Genomic DNA, 21,395 nt, shown 5'->3' with positions numbered 1-21,395 from the left:
ACACTTTGTATGCAACTTTCGCCGATACAGTGACTTGAATGGTTTCACAATGGAGGAGAACGGCCGGCGCGACAAACCGTCCCATCTGATTCAGTATCCCATGATACCGGGTTAGGTTTTGCCACGCCCCCATGGTAGAATCGCGCCTCCCCGGTGGCCTCAGTGCTAAAATAAGCAGTACAGGCACATCGTTAAAAATCGGGATTGGCCATAGGCCAGCAATGTTGAGTGACGCAGCCGTTTACGGCAGATAAATTTTGAGGTTTTTCAAGGCTATGGCCTTAATAATTGACGACAGCTGTATTAACTGCGATATGTGCGAACCCGAGTGCCCGAATCAGGCAATTGCCATGGGCGCTGAGATTTATGAAATCGATCCGGACCGCTGCACCGAGTGTGTGGGCCATTACGACAAGCCTACCTGTGTGTCTGTTTGCCCCATCAACTGCATCGACCCCGACCCGGCGCACCCTGAGACTCAGGATGAGCTGCTGATTAAGTACGCCCGTCTCACCGGCAAGCTCTGACTCAATCCAAGCCCATTTTAGCGGGCTTGGTCGCACGACTGCCGGTGCGCATCACTCCAAGACCAGACAGCATCCCCAGCAACATCACCCCCAATAAAACGGCCAGTACCACGGCCCCCAATCGGGTCAGGGACGAAGTGAGGGAGCTGGAGCCATCGTGGCTGATGACCTGATAAACCAGCATCACAAAGCTGCTCATCAGCAGCTGATACTCTGCCATTGAAGCCTTGTGCTCCAGCGCCATTGCGCTGCCCCACAAGGCCAGAGCAATGGCAAACAGCATCAACAGCCACCAGTGCATATCCAGCCAAAATGCCAGCAGTAAGGGGAGAGTCAACAGTACGCCCACCGCAGTGGTCCACAGTCTTTGCCGTCCATTGTGGGTCCCGGCCATGGGGTTGGGGTCTTTGACGAGATTGGCAAGGGTGATGGCAATCAGCAGACTCTGGCTGTTATCCGCATCAATCAGTAAAAATATCACCAACAATAAAAACAGTGACTTAACAAAAACCTTAAGCCAATGACTGGGAGTTAGCTCCCAGGCGGTGTCGGCTTCGGCGCCCAATTCTTCCCCTGGAAACAGCCAAAACACCAGATACACCATCACAATGGCGCCCACGAAATTGGCCGCCAGAACCAGCGGCAAATTGGATACTGTCATCGCAAATTGCCAGTGCAATATGGTGACCATGATCCCCAGGATCATCATCATCAACCCAACGATATCCTTGGGGTTCAGGTGGATTCTCGACAGGCTGTAGAAGAGCACCGCAAATAAAAACAGCCATGAGCCGGTGCCTGTTCCCGACAACAGAATGCCGGCCGCATGCTGCACCATGGCGGCGACCACCACCACCATGCTGAGTTTCGACAGCACCTGCAACGAAGGCCGTCCCGGCATCAAAGTGAGCATGATCACCGCAAATACCGACACCAACATGGGCAATGGATTTTCCAGATACTGGAGCACAAAGAGCGGCACCAGCGCGGCAACGGCAATTCTGAGGACTGGATTAGCCCTGCTGGAAAAGCCTTTGAAATACCAAAGGCGAACTCCCAATGCGCGATTAGGAGACATAAGTCAGCTTACTCCAGCACCACAGCCACAGCTGAGCAAGAACTTCTCCCACGCTGCTTTCTCCTGTGTAAAAAGCCACTGTCACCTGGGAGCCAAAGCGCAGCTCGTTCGCCATTGGCGCCGTATCGAAGCGAATATGCACCGGGAATCGCTTGGCCTGCTGCTTGCCGGTTTGGGCGGTTTCGAAGCCCGTAGTTTGATCGATGTTATTGGCCCCGCCACTGCCCCAGCCGATGCTGTCGACCACACCTTCAAATACCCGCCCCGGCAGGGCGTCAAACACCAGTCCAACCTTCACCCCTTCGCGGATATGCTCCAGTGAATTTTCCCGCATCATGGCTGAAATCCATACTTCGCGAGGATCGATAAAGGTCAGCGCCGGTTGCCCGGGCGCCATGTATTGACCGGGCGATAGCTGCACATTGGTGACCACACCCCGAGACGGTGCCACTACACGGGTACGTTTGAGGTCCAGCTCTGCCTTCGCCAATGCAGCCATGGCCGCTTTAAGCTCAGGGTTATTCTCCCCTACTGGGCCAAGATTCTGTTTTGCCTGCAATAAAGACGCCTCGGCCGCCGCTAAACTGGCCTGGGCACGCTGCTCAGCCTCCCTTGCGTTATCCAGCTCTGCCTGGCTGAGCACCCCTCGTTCGGCGAGGGTTTCGACCCGAGCGGCCTGCGCCTTGGCGTTATCCAGCGCGGCACGGGCATCGCCCACCTTGGCCTGTGCGACCTGCACCGCGGCGGTGCTTGCCCCGAGGCTTTGCCCTACCCGCTCCAAATCGGCCTGGGCCTTTTCACGGGCAATTTGATACTGGGATGCATCAATCTCAAACAGCAGCTCACCGGCTTCAACCCGCTTATCGTTACCCACGTTCACCTGCACTATATTGCCCGCTACTTCGGGGGTAATGCGTACCAGATAAGCGTGCACAAAGGCCTGGGTGGTCATGGGTGTCACCCGGTCGGCCCAGAGGCTGTATAGCCAGATGCCGAGCACGGTTAGAAAGAGGTAGGTACTGATTTTTTTGGACGCATTGACAGAATCGGGCATGACAGATTTACCTCCATTTCAATCACATCATGCTAGCGCGCTTCCCCCTGTTCCGCCAACAGCAAACGAGAGTAAGGTCTCAAAGACAAAAGAAAAACGCCCGGTAAAGACCGGGCGCTGACCACATGCGTATCGACACACTCAGGCCCAGGCTGGCTCGGCCTTTTGCTCCAAAACCACCAGGGCATTGGCCAGCTGGCTGAGGCTGGTCTGTACCGGCGCAGGCAAACGGCCCAGGTCGATGGCAAGCAGCATATTTTTTACCATCAACCCCAGCTCAGTATCCCCTTCAATGGAGAGCCTGCGCTGAAAAAACAGCGTATCCGGATCTTCTTTACCCGCGGCAATCAGCAAAAGCTCCCGGGAATTGGCACTGAACTGCACCTGCGGCGCGCCGGGCGGTTGTACTTTAATGGCGCCATCGAAGCTCACCTCAAAACACAGTCCCAAATCTTTTACCTCAATACCCACCCACTTACCGGAGAGAAAATCCAGCTCACCGGCCTTGGCTTCGTCGGCCATAAGCAGCGACAGCAGGGGTTTAATCAGGGCGGCTTTGGCCGCAAAAGGTACCTTGGACAGGGGCAAACGCACCAATGCAGGCGCGGTTTCCAGCAAATCTTTGGCAAGGCGTGCCGCAAAAGGATAAGGCATGAAGGCTCCTCTATTTTCAGGCCAAACGGGTTCAGGGCATCATAAGCGGCTTTTAGTTTCAGCCTCTTGTCTTACATCAAGTCCCGGGCCGACAAACATGGGTACACTGCGGGCGTTTTTGGATATTTGAAGAGTGTCACACTATGGAGTTGTTGTGTCCGGCCGGCAATCTGGCCGCGCTCAAGGTCGCCCTTAATGCCGGGGCCGATGCGATTTATCTGGGGCTGAAAGATGATACCAATGCCCGCTCCTTTGCCGGGCTGAACTTTACCCCGGAACAGTTAACCGAGGCCAGACGGCTCACCGCGGCGGCGGGGAAGAAGCTCTACCTCACCCTGAATACCTTTCCCAAACCCGGTGAAGAGCAGCGTTGGTATCAGGCGGTGGATTTGGCGGCACGTCTGAAGGCCGATGCGCTGATCGTTGCCGATATCTCGCTGCTGGATTATGCCCACAATCGTTACCCCGACCTGCCGCTGCATCTGTCGGTGCAGGCAAGCGCCACCAACCTCGGGGCGCTCACCCTCTATAAGGACGCTTTCAACATCGAGCGCGTGGTGTTGCCTCGGGTGCTGTCGATGAAACAGGTTCGGGATCTCGCCGCCGACACCCCGGTGGACTTGGAGGTTTTTGCCTTCGGCAGCCTGTGCATCATGGCCGAAGGGCGCTGCCACCTGTCATCCTACGTTACGGGCCAGTCCCCAAATACCGGCGGTTCCTGCTCACCGGCCAAACACGTACGCTGGCAGCAAGAGGGCGATCAGAGCCTGACCCGCCTCAACGAAGTCCTGATTGATAAGGCCTCCCGGCATGAGCAAATGGGCTACCCGGTGGTATGCAAGGGGCGCTTTATCGCCGAAGACAGCGATACCCCGGATTACCTGCTCGAGTCCCCCACCAGCCTTAACACCCTGAGCCTGCTGCCAGAGCTGGCACGTGCCGGAGTAGTATCGCTCAAGATTGAAGGACGACAGCGCAGTCCGGCCTACGTAGAGCAGGTTACCCGGGTGTGGCGCGCCGCCATCGATACCTTTAAGCGCAATCCTGAGCAATATCAGGTTCAGGCCGACTGGGACAGGGCGCTGGGTAAGTTATCCGAAGGCCAAATCACCACCCTGGGCGCCTATGAGCGCCGCTGGCAGTAAGGAGCAAGCACATGAAAACCAGTCTGGGCCCCCTGCTCTATTGCTGGGACAAAACCAAAGTTTTTGAGTTTTACCGGGCAATAGCCGAAAGCGGAATCGAATTGGTGTATCTGGGTGAGGCCGTCTGCAGTCGCAGGCGCGAGCTCAAGACCAGCGACTACCTGACATTGGCCCGCGAGCTGCGGGATGCCGGTAAAGAGGTGGTGCTCACCAGCCTGGCATTGATTGAAGCCGCTGGAGAATTGACCGAGCTTAAAAAACTGGTCAGTAATGGCGAGTTTATCATCGAAGCCAACGACATGGCCGCAGTTCACCATGCCCGCGAAGCCGCTGTACCCTTTGTGTGTGGCCCCCATATCAACCTCTACAATGCCGCCAGCATCCGCAAACTGGCCGACTGGGGAATGCAGCGCTTTGTCATGCCGGTGGAGCTTTCCCGTGAATGGCTGGCCGAGGTGCTGAGCCAACTGGGTGCGTCGCGGCCCGAAGTAGAGGTATTGGGCTACGGGCACATACCACTTGCCCACTCGGCTCGCTGTTTTACGGCCCGTCACCATGGTCTGGCCAAAGATGGTTGTCAGATAATCTGCAAGAGCCACAGCAAGGGGCTGTTGGTGCAAACCCAGGAATCTCAGCCGCTGCTCAGACTCAACGGCATCCAGACCCAGTCGGCGGCCTGCGTGAATCTGGCCAGCGAATGGCACAATATGGCCGCGATGGGTGTAGATTGGTTCAGGATTTCCCCGAGTGGCATGTCACTGCCGAACCTGGAAACCTCAACCCCACTGTCGGGGAATGAATGTAATGGATACTGGTTTGGGGAAGCGGGATTTAATCAGGCCGTCTGAAGAGCTCGGCTTGCCACAACAGCATGGTGACCAGACTTAACCATTGCAGTGTGGCGGGCCACCAAAACGCTGGCCTTGGATAGGGGGAATAGGCCTCTTCATAAAAGGGCCTGCTGAAGGGCAGGCTCTCCAGCGCCAGACTGGGCAACAGCAAAAAAGCGCTGTTTGCCACCAAGGCCATCAAACAAAGACTCAAAGCCCAAAAGCCGGTTACCGGCGCCTGACGTAGCGCAAGATAGAGGCAGTAACACAGGCTTGCTGCCAGCCCCAGGATAAAAAACCATTTCAGGGCAAGGGTATGCAGATGATACACGTTCGATGGAAAGAGTCCTGTCAGGGCCAGAGACAGCCAGGTGAACGCCAGCAGCAGCCATGCCAGCATGCCGCCACCGCGTTGGGTGCGCATCCCCTGCAGGCAGCCCAGACTCAGCAGCAAGCCACCGAAGAAGACACCGCCATTGGCGAGCACGGCAAGGGGCGACAGCCCATAGGTGCCAAGCTCTGAAAGGTTGTGATTGAAGGGGCTGAACAACCCCGGATTATCTGCCGAGCTGAAACCCAGCGCCCCCCCAAGTAAACACGCGCACAGCAACAGCATACCGACGGCAAACATTTGCCTGGCGAGCCGGAATATCTTGTGACACTTGTTGCCAGATCCCCTTGGGGTATCGCTAAAGCTCTGGGGCACCTTGTCTCCAATCCTTGGGCAGAATAGTAAAATCACTTTGTTTACCATACAGATAAAAACCGGGCTTTACAGCTAACCGTATGACATTTTTTTAGCTGTCTCACATCCGTATTTCGGTCTGCATGTCTGGAGAAAGTAAAACATATCCCCCTGAGCCCAGTTTCATGTCTGCCAAGGCGTTGGCATCAAACCACAACAACAAGTGACTAATACTTATACCTAAATCGGAGTAAAACCCTGATCAAATTATGGATTACTTATGCTACATTGATCGCCTTTTACCGAACCATAATAACCTCCAGAGCCGACGGCCGTACCTATGTCGAATATGTCGAAACATCGCCCCATCAACCAACGTGAAATTCGCCTCAAACAGGATGACGAGCTGATTTCCACCACGGATTTGCGTGGTGTCATCACCTACGCCAACCCACGCTTTATTCAAATCAGCGGTTATACCGAGCAGGAACTTGTGGGGCACTCCCACAATATCGTGCGCCATCCGGATATGCCGGCAGACGCCTTTGCTGAACTCTGGAGTAAGCTCAAAGCCGGACAGTCCTGGCGGGGCCTGGTGAAAAACCGCGCCAAAGACGGCAGCTTTTATTGGGTGGATGCCTTTGTGTCGCCCATCTTTGAAGCGGGCAAAATCGTCGGCTATCAGTCGGTGCGCCGCATGCCGCAGACACAGTGGATCAATCGCGCAACCCGTATTTATCAGCGTCTGCAGCAGGGAAAGGGCCTGCCACGCCATCTTTCCCTCGGGCAAAAGCGCATTATTTCCGCCCTGGTTGCCACCACGGGCTTAGGCGTGTGTGGCTTGCTGTGGGGCCCCGGCGTGATGGTGGCCGGCGCACTCTTGATGGGGATTAATCTTGCCATTTTCTACGATGAGGCGTTTCGCATTCCTGCCCGCCTGATGGCGTTGCAACAGGAGTTCGACTCGGTCAGCCGCCACGTCTATTGCGGCTATGACACCTCCTCGATTCTGGACTTTCAGCTGTTGCTCCAGCAGGCACGCATGCAGGGCGTACTTGGTCGCAGTCAGGATCAGGCGCTGCAATTACAGCGCATCGCCGAAAACCTGGTGGTCGCCAGCGGACAAACCGAGGCCAGCCTCGATATGCAGCAAAGGCAGTTGGAGCAACTGGCCTGCGCCATGGAAGAAATGACAGCTACCATAGGCGAAGTGGCACTCAACAGTCGCCAAACTTCCGAAAAAATTCGTGGTGCCCAGCAGTTGTGTCAGCACAATGCCCATGCCATGTCTGAAAAACGTGTCCGGATTGCAAGCCTTGCCAATGCCGTGGCAGAAGCGGCCAGCAACGCCGAACGGCTTAATCGTGAAGCCGAGAAAGTCGCCAGCGCCATGTCCGAAATCGATGCCATCGCCGAGCAAACCAACCTGCTGGCATTGAATGCGGCCATTGAAGCCGCCAGAGCCGGCGAGCAGGGGCGCGGTTTTGCCGTGGTTGCCGATGAAGTGCGTGCACTGTCGTCCCGCACCCAGCAGTCCACCATGAGTATTTCACGCAGTGTCGAGCAGATGTTCACCATGCTGGGGAACTGGGCCGAAGAGATGGGCCGCAGCCAGCAGGAGGCAGAAGCCTGTGCCCATGCCATTGCCCAAAGCGTTGATGACATTCAGGATATTCATGTGCAGATAAGCGAAATCCACGACTTCGCGGAACAAAACGCCGTAGCCTCGGCCCAGCAGGAAGCCGTGGTGGCCGACATGAACCAAAACCTGCAGCAGATTGCCCACAGCGCCAGTGACAACCTCGCCGCCATGAGTCTGGTGGGCAAGGCCACCCTGGAACTGCAATCCAGCGCCGATAAGGCCAGCAGCCTTCGTCAAACCTTTGGCCACTGAGGCATTTGCCATCCACTGAGTGGCACACCCAAGGGTTCACGGGCAGGCGACAAACGCCTGCCCATTTTCAAGAAACCTGCTTTAAACATTTCAAAAACACATTGGCAACACACTGATTAATATCGATTTAGTACGTGATGTTTCCAATACTCCAGAGTAAGCTATATCCAGTCATTCACCGTCAATAACTATGCTCAAGCTCAAACTTGAACAATATCGGCGGCGAATCGTTTTACAGCGCAGGTCTTAGAGAGTAATCTTGCCCCTCGCCAAATTCCGGCCTGCATGGACATGCACCGGCCGCAAAACAGTTAAACTGCGACTCGACCACGGAATGTGGGGAACAGAGCTTTATTCGCAACAGCTTAAGGTGCCAATACCGTGGCTTCAGAAAAACAAAATCACAACATCAAGACGATACTGACCTTTATCGTCCCCTCCCTGATAGGGCTGCTGCTGTTTATGACGCCGGTCAGCTATCAGGATGCCATCACCATCCCCATCGCCATTATTTCAAAAGCCCTGCAACATGCGCTGAGTGATAAGGCGACGGCCATAGTGACGGCGGTGGTGGTTCTGACTACCCTGGTGTCGCTCATCACCAAGGTGGCAAAACCCAAATTCATTACCGAAAACGGTTTTTTGAATGCGCTGTTCAACGTCAGCCCCATGTGGTTTTTCATCCGTATGCTGGGTGCAGCCTTTATCCTGATGACCTTTGCCGGTGTAGGCCCTGAAGCCATTACATCCGGCAATACCGGGGGGCTGGTACTCAACGACCTTTTGCCCGTGCTGCTCAGCGTGTTTATTTTTGCCGGTATGCTGCTGCCACTGCTGCTGAATTTTGGCCTGCTGGAGCTCTTTGGTGCACTGCTAACCAAAATTATGCGCCCTGTGTTCAACCTGCCCGGCCGCTGTGCCATCGACTGTATGGCCTCCTGGCTTGGTGATGGCAGCGTGGGGATTCTGCTCACCAGCAAACAGTACGAAGGCCGTTTTTACACAGCCCGCGAAGCGGCGGTCATTGGCACCACCTTCTCGGCGGTATCCATTACCTTTTCTCTGGTGGTGATCTCCCAGGTGAAGCTTGAGGCCCTGTTTGTACCCTTCTACCTGACCGTGTGTCTGGCCGGTATTGTGGCCGCCATTGTAGTGCCCAAGCTGCCACCGCTTTGCTGGAAAAAAGACAACTACATCGACGGCACCCCAAGACATCCCGATGATGAAGTGGTTCCCGCCGGTCACAGTGTGTTTTCCTGGGGCTATGACATGGCACTCGCCAAGGCAGCCGCCAGTGGTGGCGTCAAAGAGACCTTTACCGAAGGCGTGAAAAACGTCGCCGATATGGTGCTGGGGATTTTGCCTGTGGTCATGGCCATCGGCACTGTGGCGCTGATGATTGCCGAATACACACCGATTTTTGATTACCTCGGCATGCCTTTTATTCCGCTGCTTGAACTGCTGCAAATCCCGGAAGCCACCGCTGCCTCCAAAACTATCGTGGTGGGCTTTGCCGACATGTTTATCCCATCGATTCTGGCAGCCAGTATCGAATCGGATATGACCCGCTTTGTGATTGCAGCTCTGTCTGTGACTCAGCTGATTTACATGAGCGAAGTGGGCGCCCTGCTGATCGGTTCACGCATTCCGGTCAACCTGCCGGAGCTGTTCGTGATTTTCGTTCTGCGTACTCTGGTCACCCTGCCGGTCATCGCCGGTGTGGCTCACCTGATATTCTGAGCCCGAACCTGAGCATAACAAACCGGCGCCTGGCGCCGGTTTTTGTTTTCAGGCTCGCAACTTTGTCTTCAGCTTCTACACTTTAACTACTTAATCAAAGGGTTTTGTAAGTGAAGCTGATTCTTTCCTCCCTCATTCTCCTGTGTTGCTCACTGCTTTGCGCCGGTGCATACGGCTATAAACCCGCCTTTCAAACCCTGGAAGCCGAACACGGCTTGTCCATGAATACCGTCAATGATCTGGTCACAGACTCTCGGGGGTATCTGTGGATTGCCACCCAGGCAGGGCTCAACAGATACGACGGTAAACACTTTAAAATTTATACCCAGAGCGATGCACCGAGCGGACCATCAGCAAACGATATTTCCTTTTTACATCTCTCCGCCAAGGGGGAACTCTGGCTACTGACCGAAAACGCGGGGATTAACCTCTATCAGCCACTCACAGATACCTTCAGGGTGTTCGGCGCCGAGGCGGGTATTCCCAATGTCCGTTTCACTGGCATCAGCGAAGATACTTCGGGCGCGTTGTGGTTGGCCACCGATAAACTGGGCGTACTGGAGTTTTCTCCGGATGCAGGTCGGGTAGTCAAGACCCATAAGATAGCGGGCAGCGGTAACGTATTGGGTATCACGGCCGATGGGCGGGGCGGATTTTGGCTTGCCATGTCTGGCGGTGTCTCCCACCTGAAACCGGATGGGCAAACCTCGAGCCCGGATAAGCTTAAAGGCTTAACGGTTTCTGCCATGACAACCGACCCCGCAGGAAACCTGTGGCTTGGCACCGAAAAAATGGAGCTGCTGCGATACCGTCAGGAGGATGACTCCCTGGAGGACTTCAGCAATCTCTTTCCATCAGACATCACCCGGGTTGCCATTGCCGATCTCTTACTGGATGAGCACAGCCACAGTAATCACCGCCACAGCGGGGAAACAGCAAACGCCCCCTCAACCACAGACACCCAGGGACACCTGTGGATTTCAACCGCTGGTGCAGGCCTCGCCGAGCTGGATATTGGCAACCGGCGGCTTGAGCGCTACGAACATTCCCCCGCAGATTACCGCAGCCTCAGCAACCAAACGCTCACCCGCCTGTGGCTGGATGAGGATCAACAATTGTGGATTGGCTCCCGCAGTGCCGGAATTGCCCGTCTGTCGTTACCATCAAGGCAACTCAGGCACATCCATGGCCAGAGCTTTGAGAATGATAATCTGCAAAACAGCGACATCCGCAGCTTCTTTCGCGACAGTCAGGGACAACTCTGGGTGGGCTCAACCGGGGGTCTACTGAGGGCAAAAGAGTCTGTCGAAGGCGAAATATTGGGGTTTCTTCCCCATGATTTGCCTCTGCCTGAGCTGACACAGGCCTTTATCAGTTTTATCAGGGAAGATGACGACGGCCAGCTGTGGATAGGCACCCGTGGCCTCGGCCTGGTGATTATCAGTAAAGACCGGCAGAGTTTCCGGCAATATCGCCACGCCCCCGGCAACAACGCCAGCCTGCCAAGCAACACCCTGTACAGCCTGTTTCGCGATGCTGACCAGCAATTTTGGATAACCACCCTGGATGGCGGCGTGGCGCGCATGGACGTAAACAGTGGCCAGTTCAGCGCCATCGACAGAAGCAATAATAATGTGCTGCCGGAAGATCAGGTGACAGGTATGGCCCAAAGCAAAGATGGCACGCTTTGGATAGCCACCTACGGCGGCGGCCTCGCTATGCTGGATACCCAAGGCCAATACCGGCACTTCAACACGGATTCAACCCCTGCTTTACCCAGTAACCATCTGTTTTCCATTTATATGGAGGATGATGGCAAGCTATGGCTGGCATCAGACAACGGAGTATTTTCCCTCGATACCCAAACCATGGCCGTAGACAGAATCGACAAATCCAGGGGGTTAATAGGCGATGTGGTCTATCTGATGATACTGGATAATCATCACAGGCTTTGGGCCGGTACCGCCAGTGGGTTGAGTGTTATCGACACCCGTACTGGCAAGGTACGCAGTTTTACCAAAGAAGATGGCCTGCAGGACAACGAATTCAACTTTGGTGCCGCCTTTCTCGACCGAGACAACAGCCTGTACCTTGGCGGGATTAACGGATTCAACCATATACACCCGGAGGATCTGCCAAGACGAGCCCCTCCGAGGGCACCATCGATTCAGAGCCTGATGTTAATGAACCAACCGGCCGCCTTGCCCCAATCCCCCGCAGGCAAGGGTGAACCGGCCTCACTGAGGGTCAGTCACACAGACAGCCTGTTTGCCCTTGGCTATCAATCGGCGGCACTCACCGATGCCGACCAACTCAGCTACGAGTACCGCATGCTCGGCCTGGATGACAACTGGTTTAATGACAACAACCTGCAACAGGCCACCTTTACCGGCCTGAGCCCCGGGCAGTACCAATTTGAAGTCAGGGCCAGGAATATCGACGGCGCCCAAAGCCCCATCACGGCCATGGGTATCACCATCGAAGCCGCGCCATGGCAAACCTGGTGGGCCTATGGTCTGTATTTACTTATGGCAACAGGTATTTTGGGGCTACTGCTGTACATGAAATTGTCGAAATACCGCGCCAAAATGGCACTCATGGACAAGATAGCCGTCAGTGAACAGCGTTTGCAGCAGGCGCTCTCCAGCAGTGGCGATGAGTTCTGGGATTGGGAGATTGCCGCCCAGCGGCTCACCCGCTCCAATACGTATTTAAGCTACCCACCTCAGGAACTGAATCTGGCCAACACCCTGTTGGCGGTTATTCATCCCGATGATGTCGCCAACGCCAGAACTGTGATGGATGAGTGCCTCTACCACGGGTTGGATGAATTTGAAGTGAGCTACCGTGGCCGAACAAGTGAAGACCAGTGGCTATGGGTGCTCAATCACGGCAAAGTCATTTCCCGCGACCAGACCGGCCGCCCCGAGCGGATTATGGGCACCATCAAAAACATTCAACGGCTCAAGGAAGCCGAAGAGGCGCTACGACAGCTCAATGCCGGGCTGGAACAAAGGGTTACCGAGAGAACTCAGGAACTGCAGGCCAAAAATGAAGAGCTCAATACTTTGCTTGAGGAACTTCGCCAAACCCGTGACGACCTCTTGGATAAAGAAAAAATGGCCACCCTCGGCGGTCTGGTGGCCAGTATTACCCACGAAGTAAACACCCCCATCGGCATTTCGGTTACGGCGGCCTCCCACCTGCAGGACAGGGTGAGAGAATTTACCGCCGCCTTTGAAAAGGGGGAAGTGGATGAAGATGACTTCGTGCTGTACCAGAGTGAAGTGAATGACTGCTGCAAGCTGATGCTCACCAATCTGGAGCGGGCGGCCAAGCTCATCAGCAGCTTCAAAAAGGTATCGGTCGACCAGTCCCATGAAGAGCTGCGGGAGTTCGACTTAAGCCAATACGTGGATGAGATATTTCTGTCCCTCAATCCCTTGTTATCCCGTACCCCTCACAACTACAGCTACGAGTGCGATCCTCAGTTATTGGTGAACAGCAACCCCGGCATTTTCTATCAAATTATCAGCAACTTGTTTAACAACTCCATTGTTCACGCCTACCCGGATGGCCGCAGCGGTACCCTGCGGCTTACCATCAAGCGAACCCTTGAGGGCATAGTGCTGGATTACCGTGATGATGGCTGCGGTATGAGTCAGGAAATCCAGGACAATATCTTCACACCATTCTTCACCACCAAACGCGGCAAGGGCGGCAGCGGCCTTGGCATGAATATCGTTTACAACCTGGTTCATCAGGTGCTTGAAGGCGACATCGAACTGATTACCGCCCCCAATCAGGGTGCCCATTTCATCATTCGCCTGCCCAAAAGCATGGAGCTGACCCGCCCTCAGTGAGCTGTCAGCAGATAGCCTGTCATCAGAAAGTCACAGGGCTGTCATTTGTCGGTCAAACCCTTTCCTTAGGCTGTAAGCATCCCAAGGGTTTGGAGCCGATATGGACACCAATAAAGCCGCTTCTGCCACACAGCGCCGCGGAGCACTGGGACACTTTCGCTGCCTGTGGATTTCGGATGTACACCTGGGTACACCCGACTGCCAGGCCGGTCCCCTCCTTAGCCTGCTTTCATCCTACCATTACGACAAACTCATTCTCGCCGGCGATATCGTCGATCTCTGGGCCCTCAAGCGCCGCAGTTTTTGGCCAGAAAGCCACAGACAATTGCTGGAGCTGCTGCTGTCACTGGCTGAGCAAGGCACAGATATCGTCTACGTGCCCGGAAATCATGACGAGTGGTTTCGCCGCTTTCATGGCATCAGCTTTCGTGGCATTCACATCGAGCGCAGTCACAGACACCACAGCCGCACCGGGCTGGACGTACTGACTATTCACGGCGACGATTTTGATGCCGAGATAGCCATAGGCCGTTTCCACGCCCGTCTCGGCGACAACCTCTATGACCTGCTGCTGTGGCTCAACCGGGCACTGCACCGCTGTCGCAAATTGCTGGGTTACCCCTATTGGTCCCTGGCCGGTTACATCAAAGCCAGGGTCAGCAAGGCACAGGCCGCCATCAGCAAGTACCGTGAAGTCGCCCTCAAGCACTGTGCCCGCCAGGGAGCAGACATGCTGGTGTGTGGCCATATCCACCAGCCTGCGCTTATCGAGCAGGGACCATTGATTTATGCCAACACAGGTGACTGGGTGGAAAACACCACCCTGATTGCCGAAACACCCCAGGGAAACTTCCAACTGCTCAGGTGGAACCACGCCGAACACCGGCTGGAGCTGGAGCAGGAAGTGCTGCTCAACAACACAAGCAAGGCCCGCGTAAGGGTTGCCTGAAACAGGACCTGATATGATTTTTACCGTAGATAATCTGATAGACACCCGCTTGCCCGGTATCTCGGCAAGCCGCTGGTTGAAACGCCCTGTATCGGCGGCCCTGCGTTTTTTACTCCACGAAGAAGAATGCAACCGCATTGCCGCCGAATTTGCCTTTATGCAGGGTGTCGATTTTGCCGGTGCCGTGCTGGAAACCCTCAACTTCAGCTTTACCGTGCCCGACAGCGACCTGGATAATATTCCGGCCAAAGGCCGGGTGGTGATTTTTGCCAATCACCCCATCGGCTCACTGGACGCGCTGGCGATGATAAAGCTCGTTGGTGAAATTCGCCCCGACATCAAGGTGGTGGCCAACGAAATCCTGATGGCCATCGAGCCACTCCATCCCATACTGTTGCCAGTGCGCAACATGGGCGGTGGCACCCCAAAACAGCACTTGGAAGCCATTCATCGCCACCTGCAAAACGACGGCGCCCTGCTTATTTTCCCCGCTGGCGAAGTCTCCCGACTGCGCCCCAATGGCGTCAGGGACACCCAGTGGCAAAGCGGATTTTTGAAAATCGCCCAGGCCTGTGATGCGCCGCTGCTTCCCATGTTTGCCGATGCCCGCAACTCGGCCACTTTCTACGGCACCTCCATGATTTACAAACCCCTTTCCACCCTACTGCTGGTGAAAGAAATGTTCCGCCAAAAACAGCGCACCATGCCCATCCGCATTGGTGAACTCATCGCCCTGGACGCGCTCAAGGCAAAGGACTTTGACCTCAAAACCAAAGTCACGCTGCTGAAAAACCACCTGTATCGCATCGGTAAAAACCGCCCGCCACTGTTCAAAACCCAAAGTCCCATTGCCCGCCCCGAGTGCCGCGCCGAGTTAAAAGCGGCGCTTGGCGCCTGCGAGCATTTGGGGTCCACCCAGGATGGAAAAGCCATTTACCTGTACCAGCATCAGGGCTCAAACCCCATCATGCGCGAGATTGGCCGTTTGCGGGAGCAGGCCTTCAGGGCCGTGGGCGAAGGTACAGGCAAGCGCCGTGACATAGATGCCTTCGACAGCCACTACCTGCATCTGGTGCTGTGGGACAAAGAGGCGCTGGAAGTGGTGGGCGCGTACCGTTTTGCCAGTGCCGGCAAGCTGCATCAAGAGCTGGGCGTCAACAGCCTCTACAGCCAAAGCCTGTTTGATTACACGGATGCCTTTGCCCCCTGCTTTGCCGAGGGGCTGGAGCTGGGCCGCAGTTTCGTGCAGCCAAGGTACTGGGGCAAACGCAGTCTGGACTACCTCTGGTTTGGTATCGGCGCCTTCCTCGCCCGCAACCCGCAATATCGCTATTTGTTCGGCCCGGTTTCCATCAGTGGCCAGTTACCCCTGGCAGCCAGAGAAATGCTGGTGGATTTTTATGGCCGTTATTACGGTGCCAACACCCAACTGGCAACCCCGAAACAGGCATTCAGACTGTCTGATGAGCGTCGGCGCGAGCTTGACGAGCTGTATGAGGGATTGCCCATTGAGGATGCCTTTAAACGCCTGAAGCATACGCTGTCTGGCATGGGCGTAGCCGTGCCCACCCTCTACAAACAGTACACAGAACTCTGCCATGAAGGCGGCGTTTCCTTTGCCGCATTCAGTGTTGACCCGGACTTTGGTCACTGTGTCGATGGGCTGGTGACAGTGGATCTGACCCGCCTGAAAGATAAAAAACGCGAGCGATATTTGGGCGTACACAGGCCAGAAAATGCCCAGCCGGTGCTCGCAGAGGACGAAGGAGTCTGATATACCTAGAGAAACAGGATTTCTCTGGGGCAGGTTATGGAACTCTTGATTGCCGATATTATGATCACCCGCCTGGTGACCATCGAAATGGACGACCGTCTGGTGCTGGCAAAGGAAATCTTTGATCAGGCGAGTTTTCATCACCTGCCTGTGGTGGATGAGGACGGCAGCCTCAGCGGCATGCTGTCGGAGCGGGATCTGCTGCGGGCCATCAGTCCCCATCTCGGCGCTATTGGCGAAACCACCCGCGATCAGGAAACCCTGCAAAAGCGGGTGCATCAGGTCATGACCCGCGATCCTGTGACCATAGCCCCCCATAAATCATTGGATGACGCCAGTTTACTGATGCTGGAGTTCGGCATTGGTTCGCTGCCGGTGCTGGAAGACGGCAAGCTCGTCGGCATCATCACCTGGAGGGATTTGCTCAGGGCCTACAGCCACCTTGGTCACCGCCCCTGAGCATTCTGTTCATATTTTTACATAATTTATCAAAAGCCATTCACGCCCGCCCGCAAGGCCATTCACATCCTTTTTTTATATTGGACGCATCAAAGAAACGGAGATGCGTCCATGTCACACCCCACTCAATCCCCCAAGGAGAGCAGAAGCCGGGAGCTTAAGGGCTTAGGCTTTATTGTTTTTCTGCTTTTTCCGGCACTTACCGTCACCTTCATCAGCCTCTACGGTTTGGCGCTCTGGATTTACCAGGCCGTCACCGGCGTTGCGCCCCACTGATTTTCGAGGATATTGCATATGAAATGGTTCTCTTCTATCCGGCAAACCCTCGGTAAGCCCGCACTCAGCCTGAGTCTGGGCTTTATTGCCATCAGCGCCTTTATCATGGGTATCGTGTTCTGGGGCGGCTTTAACACCGCACTGGAAGCCACCAACACCGAAGAGTTTTGTATCAGCTGCCACAGCATGGAAAGCAAGCCCTATCAGGAGCTGCAACAGACTGTGCATTGGTCAAATCACTCCGGCGTGCGTGCCACCTGCCCCGACTGCCACGTGCCCCACGACTGGAGCCGTAAAATCGCCCGCAAGATGGAAGCATCCCACGATGTGTGGGGCTGGCTGTTCCAGACCGTGAATACCGACGAAAAGTTTGAGGCCAAGCGTCTTGAGATGGCGAGCCGTGAGTGGAAACGTTTCGATAGAGACAACAGCCTTGCCTGTAAAAACTGCCACGACTACAAGTCGATGAAGTGGAACACCATGTCACCGCTGGCGCAAAAGCAAATGAAACGCGCCGCCGAAATCGACCAGTCCTGTATCGATTGCCACAAGGGCATTGCCCACAAGCTGCCAGATATGGGCACCGCCCGCGCCCCTGAGCTGATTGCCGAAGTGGGCAGCGGCGTCACCCCAAACGTGGGCGAAAGCTACTTCAGCGCCCTGACCAAGCCTTTGTATCTTGATGCCACCACCGCCGAAGAAGCGGGCACTCTGAACGTGGCCACCAGGGTCAAGGTGCTGGAAACCAGCGGCAAGCGCGTAAAAGTGGCCATCGAAGGCTGGCGCAAGCGCGTGGGCGCAGGCCGGGTGATTTACTTCGACTTTGGGGTGAATATCCTCTCGGCTCAGCTGTCGCTGGATGCCGCCAAAACGCCAGACCTTATCCGCACCTTTGAAGAAAAACAGGACCCCATGACGGGCCTGATGTGGGAGCGGGTTGAAGCCGACATCTGGACAGACGCCGACTACCTGCTTGGCGACATTGCCCCGCTGTGGAGCTACGCCAAAACCACCTACAGCAGCAGCTGCAGCGTGTGCCACACCCAGCCAGACGAAGCGCACTTCGATGCCAACACCTGGCCGGGTATGTTCCAGGGCATGTTGGCCTTCGTCAACATGGATCAGGACACCCAGGCACTGGTACAGAAGTACCTGCAGGAACACTCAGCCACCTTTAACAAAGATGCCCACTAAGGGGAGACAGTCAGATGAAAAGACGTGATTTTTTGAAAGGCCTGATGTCAGCCTCCTGTATGGCCATTGGCGGCACCAGCCTGCTGAGCCCATTGAACGCGCTGGCCGCGCCCCGCGGCCGTGACGAGTGGCTTACTACCGGCAGTCACTTCGGCGCCTTTAAAATTCGCCGTAAAAACGGCGTGATTGCCGAGGTCAAACCCTTCGAGCTCGACAAGTATCCAACAGATATGATTAAGGGTATCAAGGGCCTGGTATACAACCCATCCCGTATTCGCTACCCCATGGTCAGGCTCGACTTTTACAAGAACGGCCGCAAGAGCAATACCGCCGAGCGAGGCGACTTCCGCTTTGTGCGGGTGACATGGGATGAAGCGCTGCAGCTCTTTAAAGAGTCGCTGGATGAAATCCAGACCAAATACGGCCCAAGCGGCCTGCATGCCGGTCAAACTGGCTGGCGCGCCACCGGCCAGCTGCACTCGTCCACCAGCCATATGCAGCGCGCGGTGAGCATGCACGGCAACTTCGTCAAAAAGGTGGGCGACTACTCCACCGGCGCAGGCCAAACCATTCTGCCTTATGTGCTGGGCTCCACCGAGGTGTATGCCCAGGGTACCTCCTGGCCGCTTATCCTTAAAAACACCAAGACCCTGATTTTGTGGTCAAACGATCCTGTGAAAAACCTGCAGGTGGGCTGGAACGCCGAGACCCACGAGTCCTTCGGCTATCTGGCTGAGCTGAAAGAAAAAGTCGCCAAAGGGGAAATCCGGGTTATCAGTATCGACCCTGTTGAAACCAAGACTCAGGCTTACCTTGGCTGCGAGCGGCTGTATATCAACCCCCAGACCGACGTGGCCATGATGCTCGCCATCGCTTACGAGCTGTATCAGCAAAAGCTGTACGATGCCGAATTTGTGAAGAGCTACAGCCTGGGCTTTGAGGACTTTTTGCCTTACCTGCTTGGCAAAACCGACAACACCCCCAAGACACCTGAGTGGGCCGAAGCCATTTGCGGCGTGGGCGCGGCAACCATTCGCGACCTCGCCAAAGTGATGGCCAAAGACAGAACCCAAATCATGATGGGCTGGTGTATCCAGCGCCAGCAGCACGGCGAGCAGCCTTACTGGATGGCGGCGGTGCTCGCCACCATGATAGGTCAGATTGGTCTGCCCGGCGGTGGCATCAGCTATGGCCACCACTACTCCAGCATCGGCGTGCCAGCCACCTCGGCGGCGGCCCCCGGCGCCTTCCCCCGTAACCTCGATGAAGGCAAAAAGCCGCTGTTTGACAGCAACGACTTCAAAGGCGCCAGCAGCACCATTCCGGTGGCGCGCTGGGTGGATGCCATCCTTGAGCCCGGCAAAACCATCGACGCCAACGGCAGCCGGGTGACCTTCCCCGATATCAAGATGATGGTGTTCTCGGGCAACAACCCCTGGAACCACCATCAGGACAGAAACCGCATGAAGCAGGCGTTCCAGAAACTGGAAGCAGTGGTCACAGTCGATGTTAACTGGACCGCCACCGCCCGCTTCAGTGATATAGTGCTGCCCGCCTGCACCACGCTTGAGCGCAACGATATCGACGTGTACGGCAGCTACGCCAACCGCGGCATTCTGGCGATGCACAAGATGGTGGAGCCGCTGTTCGACAGTCTGTCCGATTTTGAAATATTCACCCGTTTTGCCGCCATCCTCGGCCGCGAGCAGGAGTACACCCGCGGCATGAACGAAATGCAGTGGATTGAGCACCTGTACAACGAGTGCCGTGAGGCCAATAAAGCCAAGTACCCAATGCCGGATTTCGCTACCTTCTGGAAAGAAGGTTATGTGCACTTTGGTGAGGGTGAAGAGTGGACCCGCCATGCGGATTTCCGTGCCGACCCAGAAATCAATCCGCTGGGCACCCCATCGGGCCTGATTGAGATTTTCAGCCGCAAGATTGCTGCCTTTAACTACGATGACTGCCCCGGCCACCCCATGTGGATGGAGAAAAAGGAGCGCAGCCACGGTGGGCCCGGCAGCGACAAGCACCCACTTTGGCTGCAATCCTGCCACCCGGATCAGCGCCTGCACTCACAGATGTGCGAAAGCGAAGCGTACCGTGCCACTTACACAGTCAAGGGCCGCGAGCCGGTGTACATCAGCCCCGAGGATGCCAGGGCCCGTGGCGTAAAAGACGGTGATATTGTTCGGGTATTCAATGACCGCGGGCAGCTCTTGGCCGGTGCGGTGATTTCCAAGCGCTTCCCCAAAGGGGTTATCCGTATCCACGAAGGCGCCTGGTACGGCCCGGTGGGTAAGGATGGCAGTAAAGAAGGCGGCAGCGAAATCGGCGCCCTTTGCTCCTACGGTGACCCAAACACCCTGACCATGGACATTGGCACTTCCAAACTGGCCCAGGCCTGTGCGGCCTACACCTGTCTGGTGGACTTTGAGAAGTTTGAAGGCAAACTGCCCGAAGTCAGTTCGTTCACAGGCCCTGTGGAGGTAACACTGTAATGAAAACGTCTCACTCTTCGCTTGTAGAAACAGATTACGGCATGGCCGCGCACGACATGAACGCTGGCGACATGAATGCCGTGCGCGCCTCTGTGTGGCAGCTCTTAAGCTCACTCTTTGCCAAAGAGTTAAGCGCTGAGCGCATCACTGAACTTGCAGGCTCAGATCTTTGGCAGGCATTTGCCGGGGACGCCGAGCTTGAGGCGGCCGCCGCGCAAATCCAGAAGGCCCTGATTGAAGCCAGCCAGGCTCAGGACAACAATGCCCGCCTCGAGCTTGCCGCGGATTTCTGCAGCGCCTTTTTGCAAAATGCCGAGCACTGCGCCGCGCCCTACGCAAGCCTGTATCTTGGTGATGCTGGCGAAAAAGCGGAGAATGAGACGGATGGTCATGATAAAGCTGCCCAGGATAAAACCGAGCGCAGCCTCTACGGCGAGAAGCATCAGCTGATGAGTGATTATCTGCGCTCGGCAGGTCTTGGGCTTGCGGATGATTTTCGTGAGCCAAGCGACCACCTAGCGGTGATCCTTGCCTTAATGGCGCACCTTTGTGAGCAGGCAAGCGCTGAGAGTCAGCGGGCGTTTCTTGAAAGCGCCATTTTAAGCTGGCTGCCAGAGTTTAATGCAAGGCTTGGCAGGCTTAAGCTTGCCAGCCCACTCTACGGTGCCCTTGGCGACTTTACCCTCGCGTGGGCAAAGCTCGATGCTGAGATATTGCGGGGCTGACCCGCATATCTCTGTTCAGTCGCGATGGTCTGCCGCGGGTCTGCCGC

General features: G+C 55.8%; 17 protein-coding genes. 13 read left to right on the top strand and 4 right to left on the bottom strand.

Features of this window, described 5'->3' with window-relative positions; translation table 11 throughout:
* The first annotated feature begins 275 nt into the window (after positions 1–275).
* Positions 276–527: a YfhL family 4Fe-4S dicluster ferredoxin gene (locus K0H79_RS05085; RefSeq protein WP_203326332.1), complete on the top strand. Its 252-nt coding sequence runs from the start codon at positions 276–278 to the stop codon at positions 525–527.
* Between the two features lies 1 nt (position 528).
* Here K0H79_RS05085 and K0H79_RS05080 read toward each other — a convergent pair whose 3' ends face one another.
* From K0H79_RS05080 to K0H79_RS05070, 3 genes are all read right to left on the bottom strand, one after another.
* Positions 529–1,605 carry a DUF2955 domain-containing protein gene (locus K0H79_RS05080; RefSeq protein WP_220077534.1) on the bottom strand — a complete coding sequence of 359 codons (1,077 nt, stop codon included), beginning with the start codon at positions 1,603–1,605 and terminating at the stop codon, positions 529–531.
* On the bottom strand, positions 1,595–2,659 hold the full coding sequence (locus tag K0H79_RS05075) for an HlyD family secretion protein (protein WP_220077533.1): 1,065 nt from the start codon (positions 2,657–2,659) through the stop codon (positions 1,595–1,597). The genes K0H79_RS05080 and K0H79_RS05075 overlap by 11 nt, the downstream gene beginning before the upstream one ends.
* A gap of 141 nt (positions 2,660–2,800) precedes the next feature.
* Positions 2,801–3,313, bottom strand: coding sequence for an SCP2 domain-containing protein (locus K0H79_RS05070; RefSeq protein ID WP_220077532.1), 513 nt, complete (start codon positions 3,311–3,313; stop codon positions 2,801–2,803).
* A 143-nt stretch (positions 3,314–3,456) separates the two neighbouring features.
* On the opposite strand from K0H79_RS05070, the gene K0H79_RS05065 reads away from it, so the two are divergent.
* Positions 3,457–4,458 (top strand): peptidase U32 family protein, encoded by a 1,002-nt coding sequence (locus K0H79_RS05065; protein WP_220067057.1) that lies wholly within the window; start codon positions 3,457–3,459, stop codon positions 4,456–4,458.
* An 11-nt stretch (positions 4,459–4,469) separates the two neighbouring features.
* Complete coding sequence (locus tag K0H79_RS05060) at positions 4,470–5,306, top strand: U32 family peptidase (protein WP_220077531.1); 837 nt, start codon at positions 4,470–4,472, stop codon at positions 5,304–5,306.
* Here the strand turns inward: K0H79_RS05060 and K0H79_RS05055 are convergent.
* Complete coding sequence (locus tag K0H79_RS05055) at positions 5,290–5,994, bottom strand: DUF998 domain-containing protein (RefSeq protein ID WP_220077530.1); 705 nt, start codon at positions 5,992–5,994, stop codon at positions 5,290–5,292. The two genes, K0H79_RS05060 and K0H79_RS05055, sit on opposite strands and share 17 nt — an antisense overlap.
* A 319-nt stretch (positions 5,995–6,313) precedes the next feature.
* Here K0H79_RS05055 and K0H79_RS05050 point away from each other — a divergent pair, with 319 nt between their 5' ends.
* The 10 genes from K0H79_RS05050 (at position 6,314) to torD (ending at position 21,348) form a co-directional block, all read left to right on the top strand.
* A complete protein-coding gene (locus K0H79_RS05050; RefSeq protein WP_220077529.1) occupies positions 6,314–7,867 on the top strand; it encodes a methyl-accepting chemotaxis protein in 1,554 nt (517 codons plus the stop codon).
* 381 nt (positions 7,868–8,248) lie between these two features.
* On the top strand, positions 8,249–9,607 hold the full coding sequence (locus tag K0H79_RS05045) for a YjiH family protein (RefSeq protein WP_011759110.1): 1,359 nt from the start codon (positions 8,249–8,251) through the stop codon (positions 9,605–9,607).
* A 110-nt stretch (positions 9,608–9,717) separates the two neighbouring features.
* Positions 9,718–13,470: a two-component regulator propeller domain-containing protein gene (locus tag K0H79_RS05040; protein WP_220077528.1), complete on the top strand. Its 3,753-nt coding sequence runs from the start codon at positions 9,718–9,720 to the stop codon at positions 13,468–13,470.
* Between the two features lie 100 nt (positions 13,471–13,570).
* Positions 13,571–14,419, top strand: a complete 849-nt coding sequence (locus tag K0H79_RS05035) for a UDP-2,3-diacylglucosamine diphosphatase (protein WP_220067052.1) — start codon at positions 13,571–13,573, stop codon at positions 14,417–14,419.
* Between the two features lie 13 nt (positions 14,420–14,432).
* A complete protein-coding gene (locus K0H79_RS05030) occupies positions 14,433–16,193 on the top strand; it encodes a GNAT family N-acyltransferase (RefSeq protein ID WP_220077527.1) in 1,761 nt (586 codons plus the stop codon).
* 36 nt (positions 16,194–16,229) lie between these two features.
* The gene (locus K0H79_RS05025; protein WP_220067050.1) at positions 16,230–16,652 is read left to right on the top strand and encodes a CBS domain-containing protein; all 423 of its coding nucleotides are present in this window, start codon (positions 16,230–16,232) and stop codon (positions 16,650–16,652) included.
* 111 nt (positions 16,653–16,763) lie between these two features.
* The gene (locus K0H79_RS05020; protein ID WP_220077526.1) at positions 16,764–16,928 is read left to right on the top strand and encodes a periplasmic nitrate reductase, NapE protein; all 165 of its coding nucleotides are present in this window, start codon (positions 16,764–16,766) and stop codon (positions 16,926–16,928) included.
* Positions 16,929–16,946: 18 nt separating this feature from the next.
* The gene (gene torC, locus K0H79_RS05015; RefSeq protein WP_220077525.1) at positions 16,947–18,122 is read left to right on the top strand and encodes a pentaheme c-type cytochrome TorC; all 1,176 of its coding nucleotides are present in this window, start codon (positions 16,947–16,949) and stop codon (positions 18,120–18,122) included.
* Positions 18,123–18,136: 14 nt separating this feature from the next.
* Positions 18,137–20,623 (top strand): trimethylamine-N-oxide reductase TorA, encoded by a 2,487-nt coding sequence (gene torA, locus K0H79_RS05010; protein ID WP_220077524.1) that lies wholly within the window; start codon positions 18,137–18,139, stop codon positions 20,621–20,623.
* Positions 20,624–20,664: 41 nt separating this feature from the next.
* A complete protein-coding gene (gene torD, locus K0H79_RS05005; protein WP_220077523.1) occupies positions 20,665–21,348 on the top strand; it encodes a molecular chaperone TorD in 684 nt (227 codons plus the stop codon).
* Positions 21,349–21,395 lie beyond the last annotated feature (47 nt).

Source organism: Shewanella sp. FJAT-52076, assembly GCF_019457455.1.
In the GTDB taxonomy this organism is placed as follows: domain Bacteria; phylum Pseudomonadota; class Gammaproteobacteria; order Enterobacterales; family Shewanellaceae; genus Shewanella; species Shewanella zhangzhouensis.
Note: the sequence above shows the minus strand (reverse complement) of the source record. Positions and strands in the feature narration are given on the sequence as shown.

Bases quoted from the DNA above. Each gene is read 5' to 3' on its own strand.
- torC (WP_220077525.1), top strand. From the start codon at position 16,947: ATGAAATGGTTCTCTTCTATCCGGCAAACCCTCGGTAAGCCCGCACTC.
- K0H79_RS05060 (WP_220077531.1), top strand. From the start codon at position 4,470: ATGAAAACCAGTCTGGGCCCCCTGCTCTATTGCTGGGACAAAACCAAA.
- K0H79_RS05025 (WP_220067050.1), top strand. From the start codon at position 16,230: ATGGAACTCTTGATTGCCGATATTATGATCACCCGCCTGGTGACCATC.
- K0H79_RS05030 (WP_220077527.1), top strand. From the start codon at position 14,433: ATGATTTTTACCGTAGATAATCTGATAGACACCCGCTTGCCCGGTATC.
- torD (WP_220077523.1), top strand. From the start codon at position 20,665: ATGGCCGCGCACGACATGAACGCTGGCGACATGAATGCCGTGCGCGCC.
- K0H79_RS05085 (WP_203326332.1), top strand. From the start codon at position 276: ATGGCCTTAATAATTGACGACAGCTGTATTAACTGCGATATGTGCGAA.
- K0H79_RS05020 (WP_220077526.1), top strand. From the start codon at position 16,764: ATGTCACACCCCACTCAATCCCCCAAGGAGAGCAGAAGCCGGGAGCTT.
- K0H79_RS05035 (WP_220067052.1), top strand. From the start codon at position 13,571: ATGGACACCAATAAAGCCGCTTCTGCCACACAGCGCCGCGGAGCACTG.
- K0H79_RS05080 (WP_220077534.1), bottom strand. From the start codon at position 1,605: ATGTCTCCTAATCGCGCATTGGGAGTTCGCCTTTGGTATTTCAAAGGC.
- K0H79_RS05070 (WP_220077532.1), bottom strand. From the start codon at position 3,313: ATGCCTTATCCTTTTGCGGCACGCCTTGCCAAAGATTTGCTGGAAACC.
- K0H79_RS05075 (WP_220077533.1), bottom strand. From the start codon at position 2,659: ATGCCCGATTCTGTCAATGCGTCCAAAAAAATCAGTACCTACCTCTTT.
- torA (WP_220077524.1), top strand. From the start codon at position 18,137: ATGAAAAGACGTGATTTTTTGAAAGGCCTGATGTCAGCCTCCTGTATG.
- K0H79_RS05065 (WP_220067057.1), top strand. From the start codon at position 3,457: ATGGAGTTGTTGTGTCCGGCCGGCAATCTGGCCGCGCTCAAGGTCGCC.
- K0H79_RS05050 (WP_220077529.1), top strand. From the start codon at position 6,314: ATGTCGAATATGTCGAAACATCGCCCCATCAACCAACGTGAAATTCGC.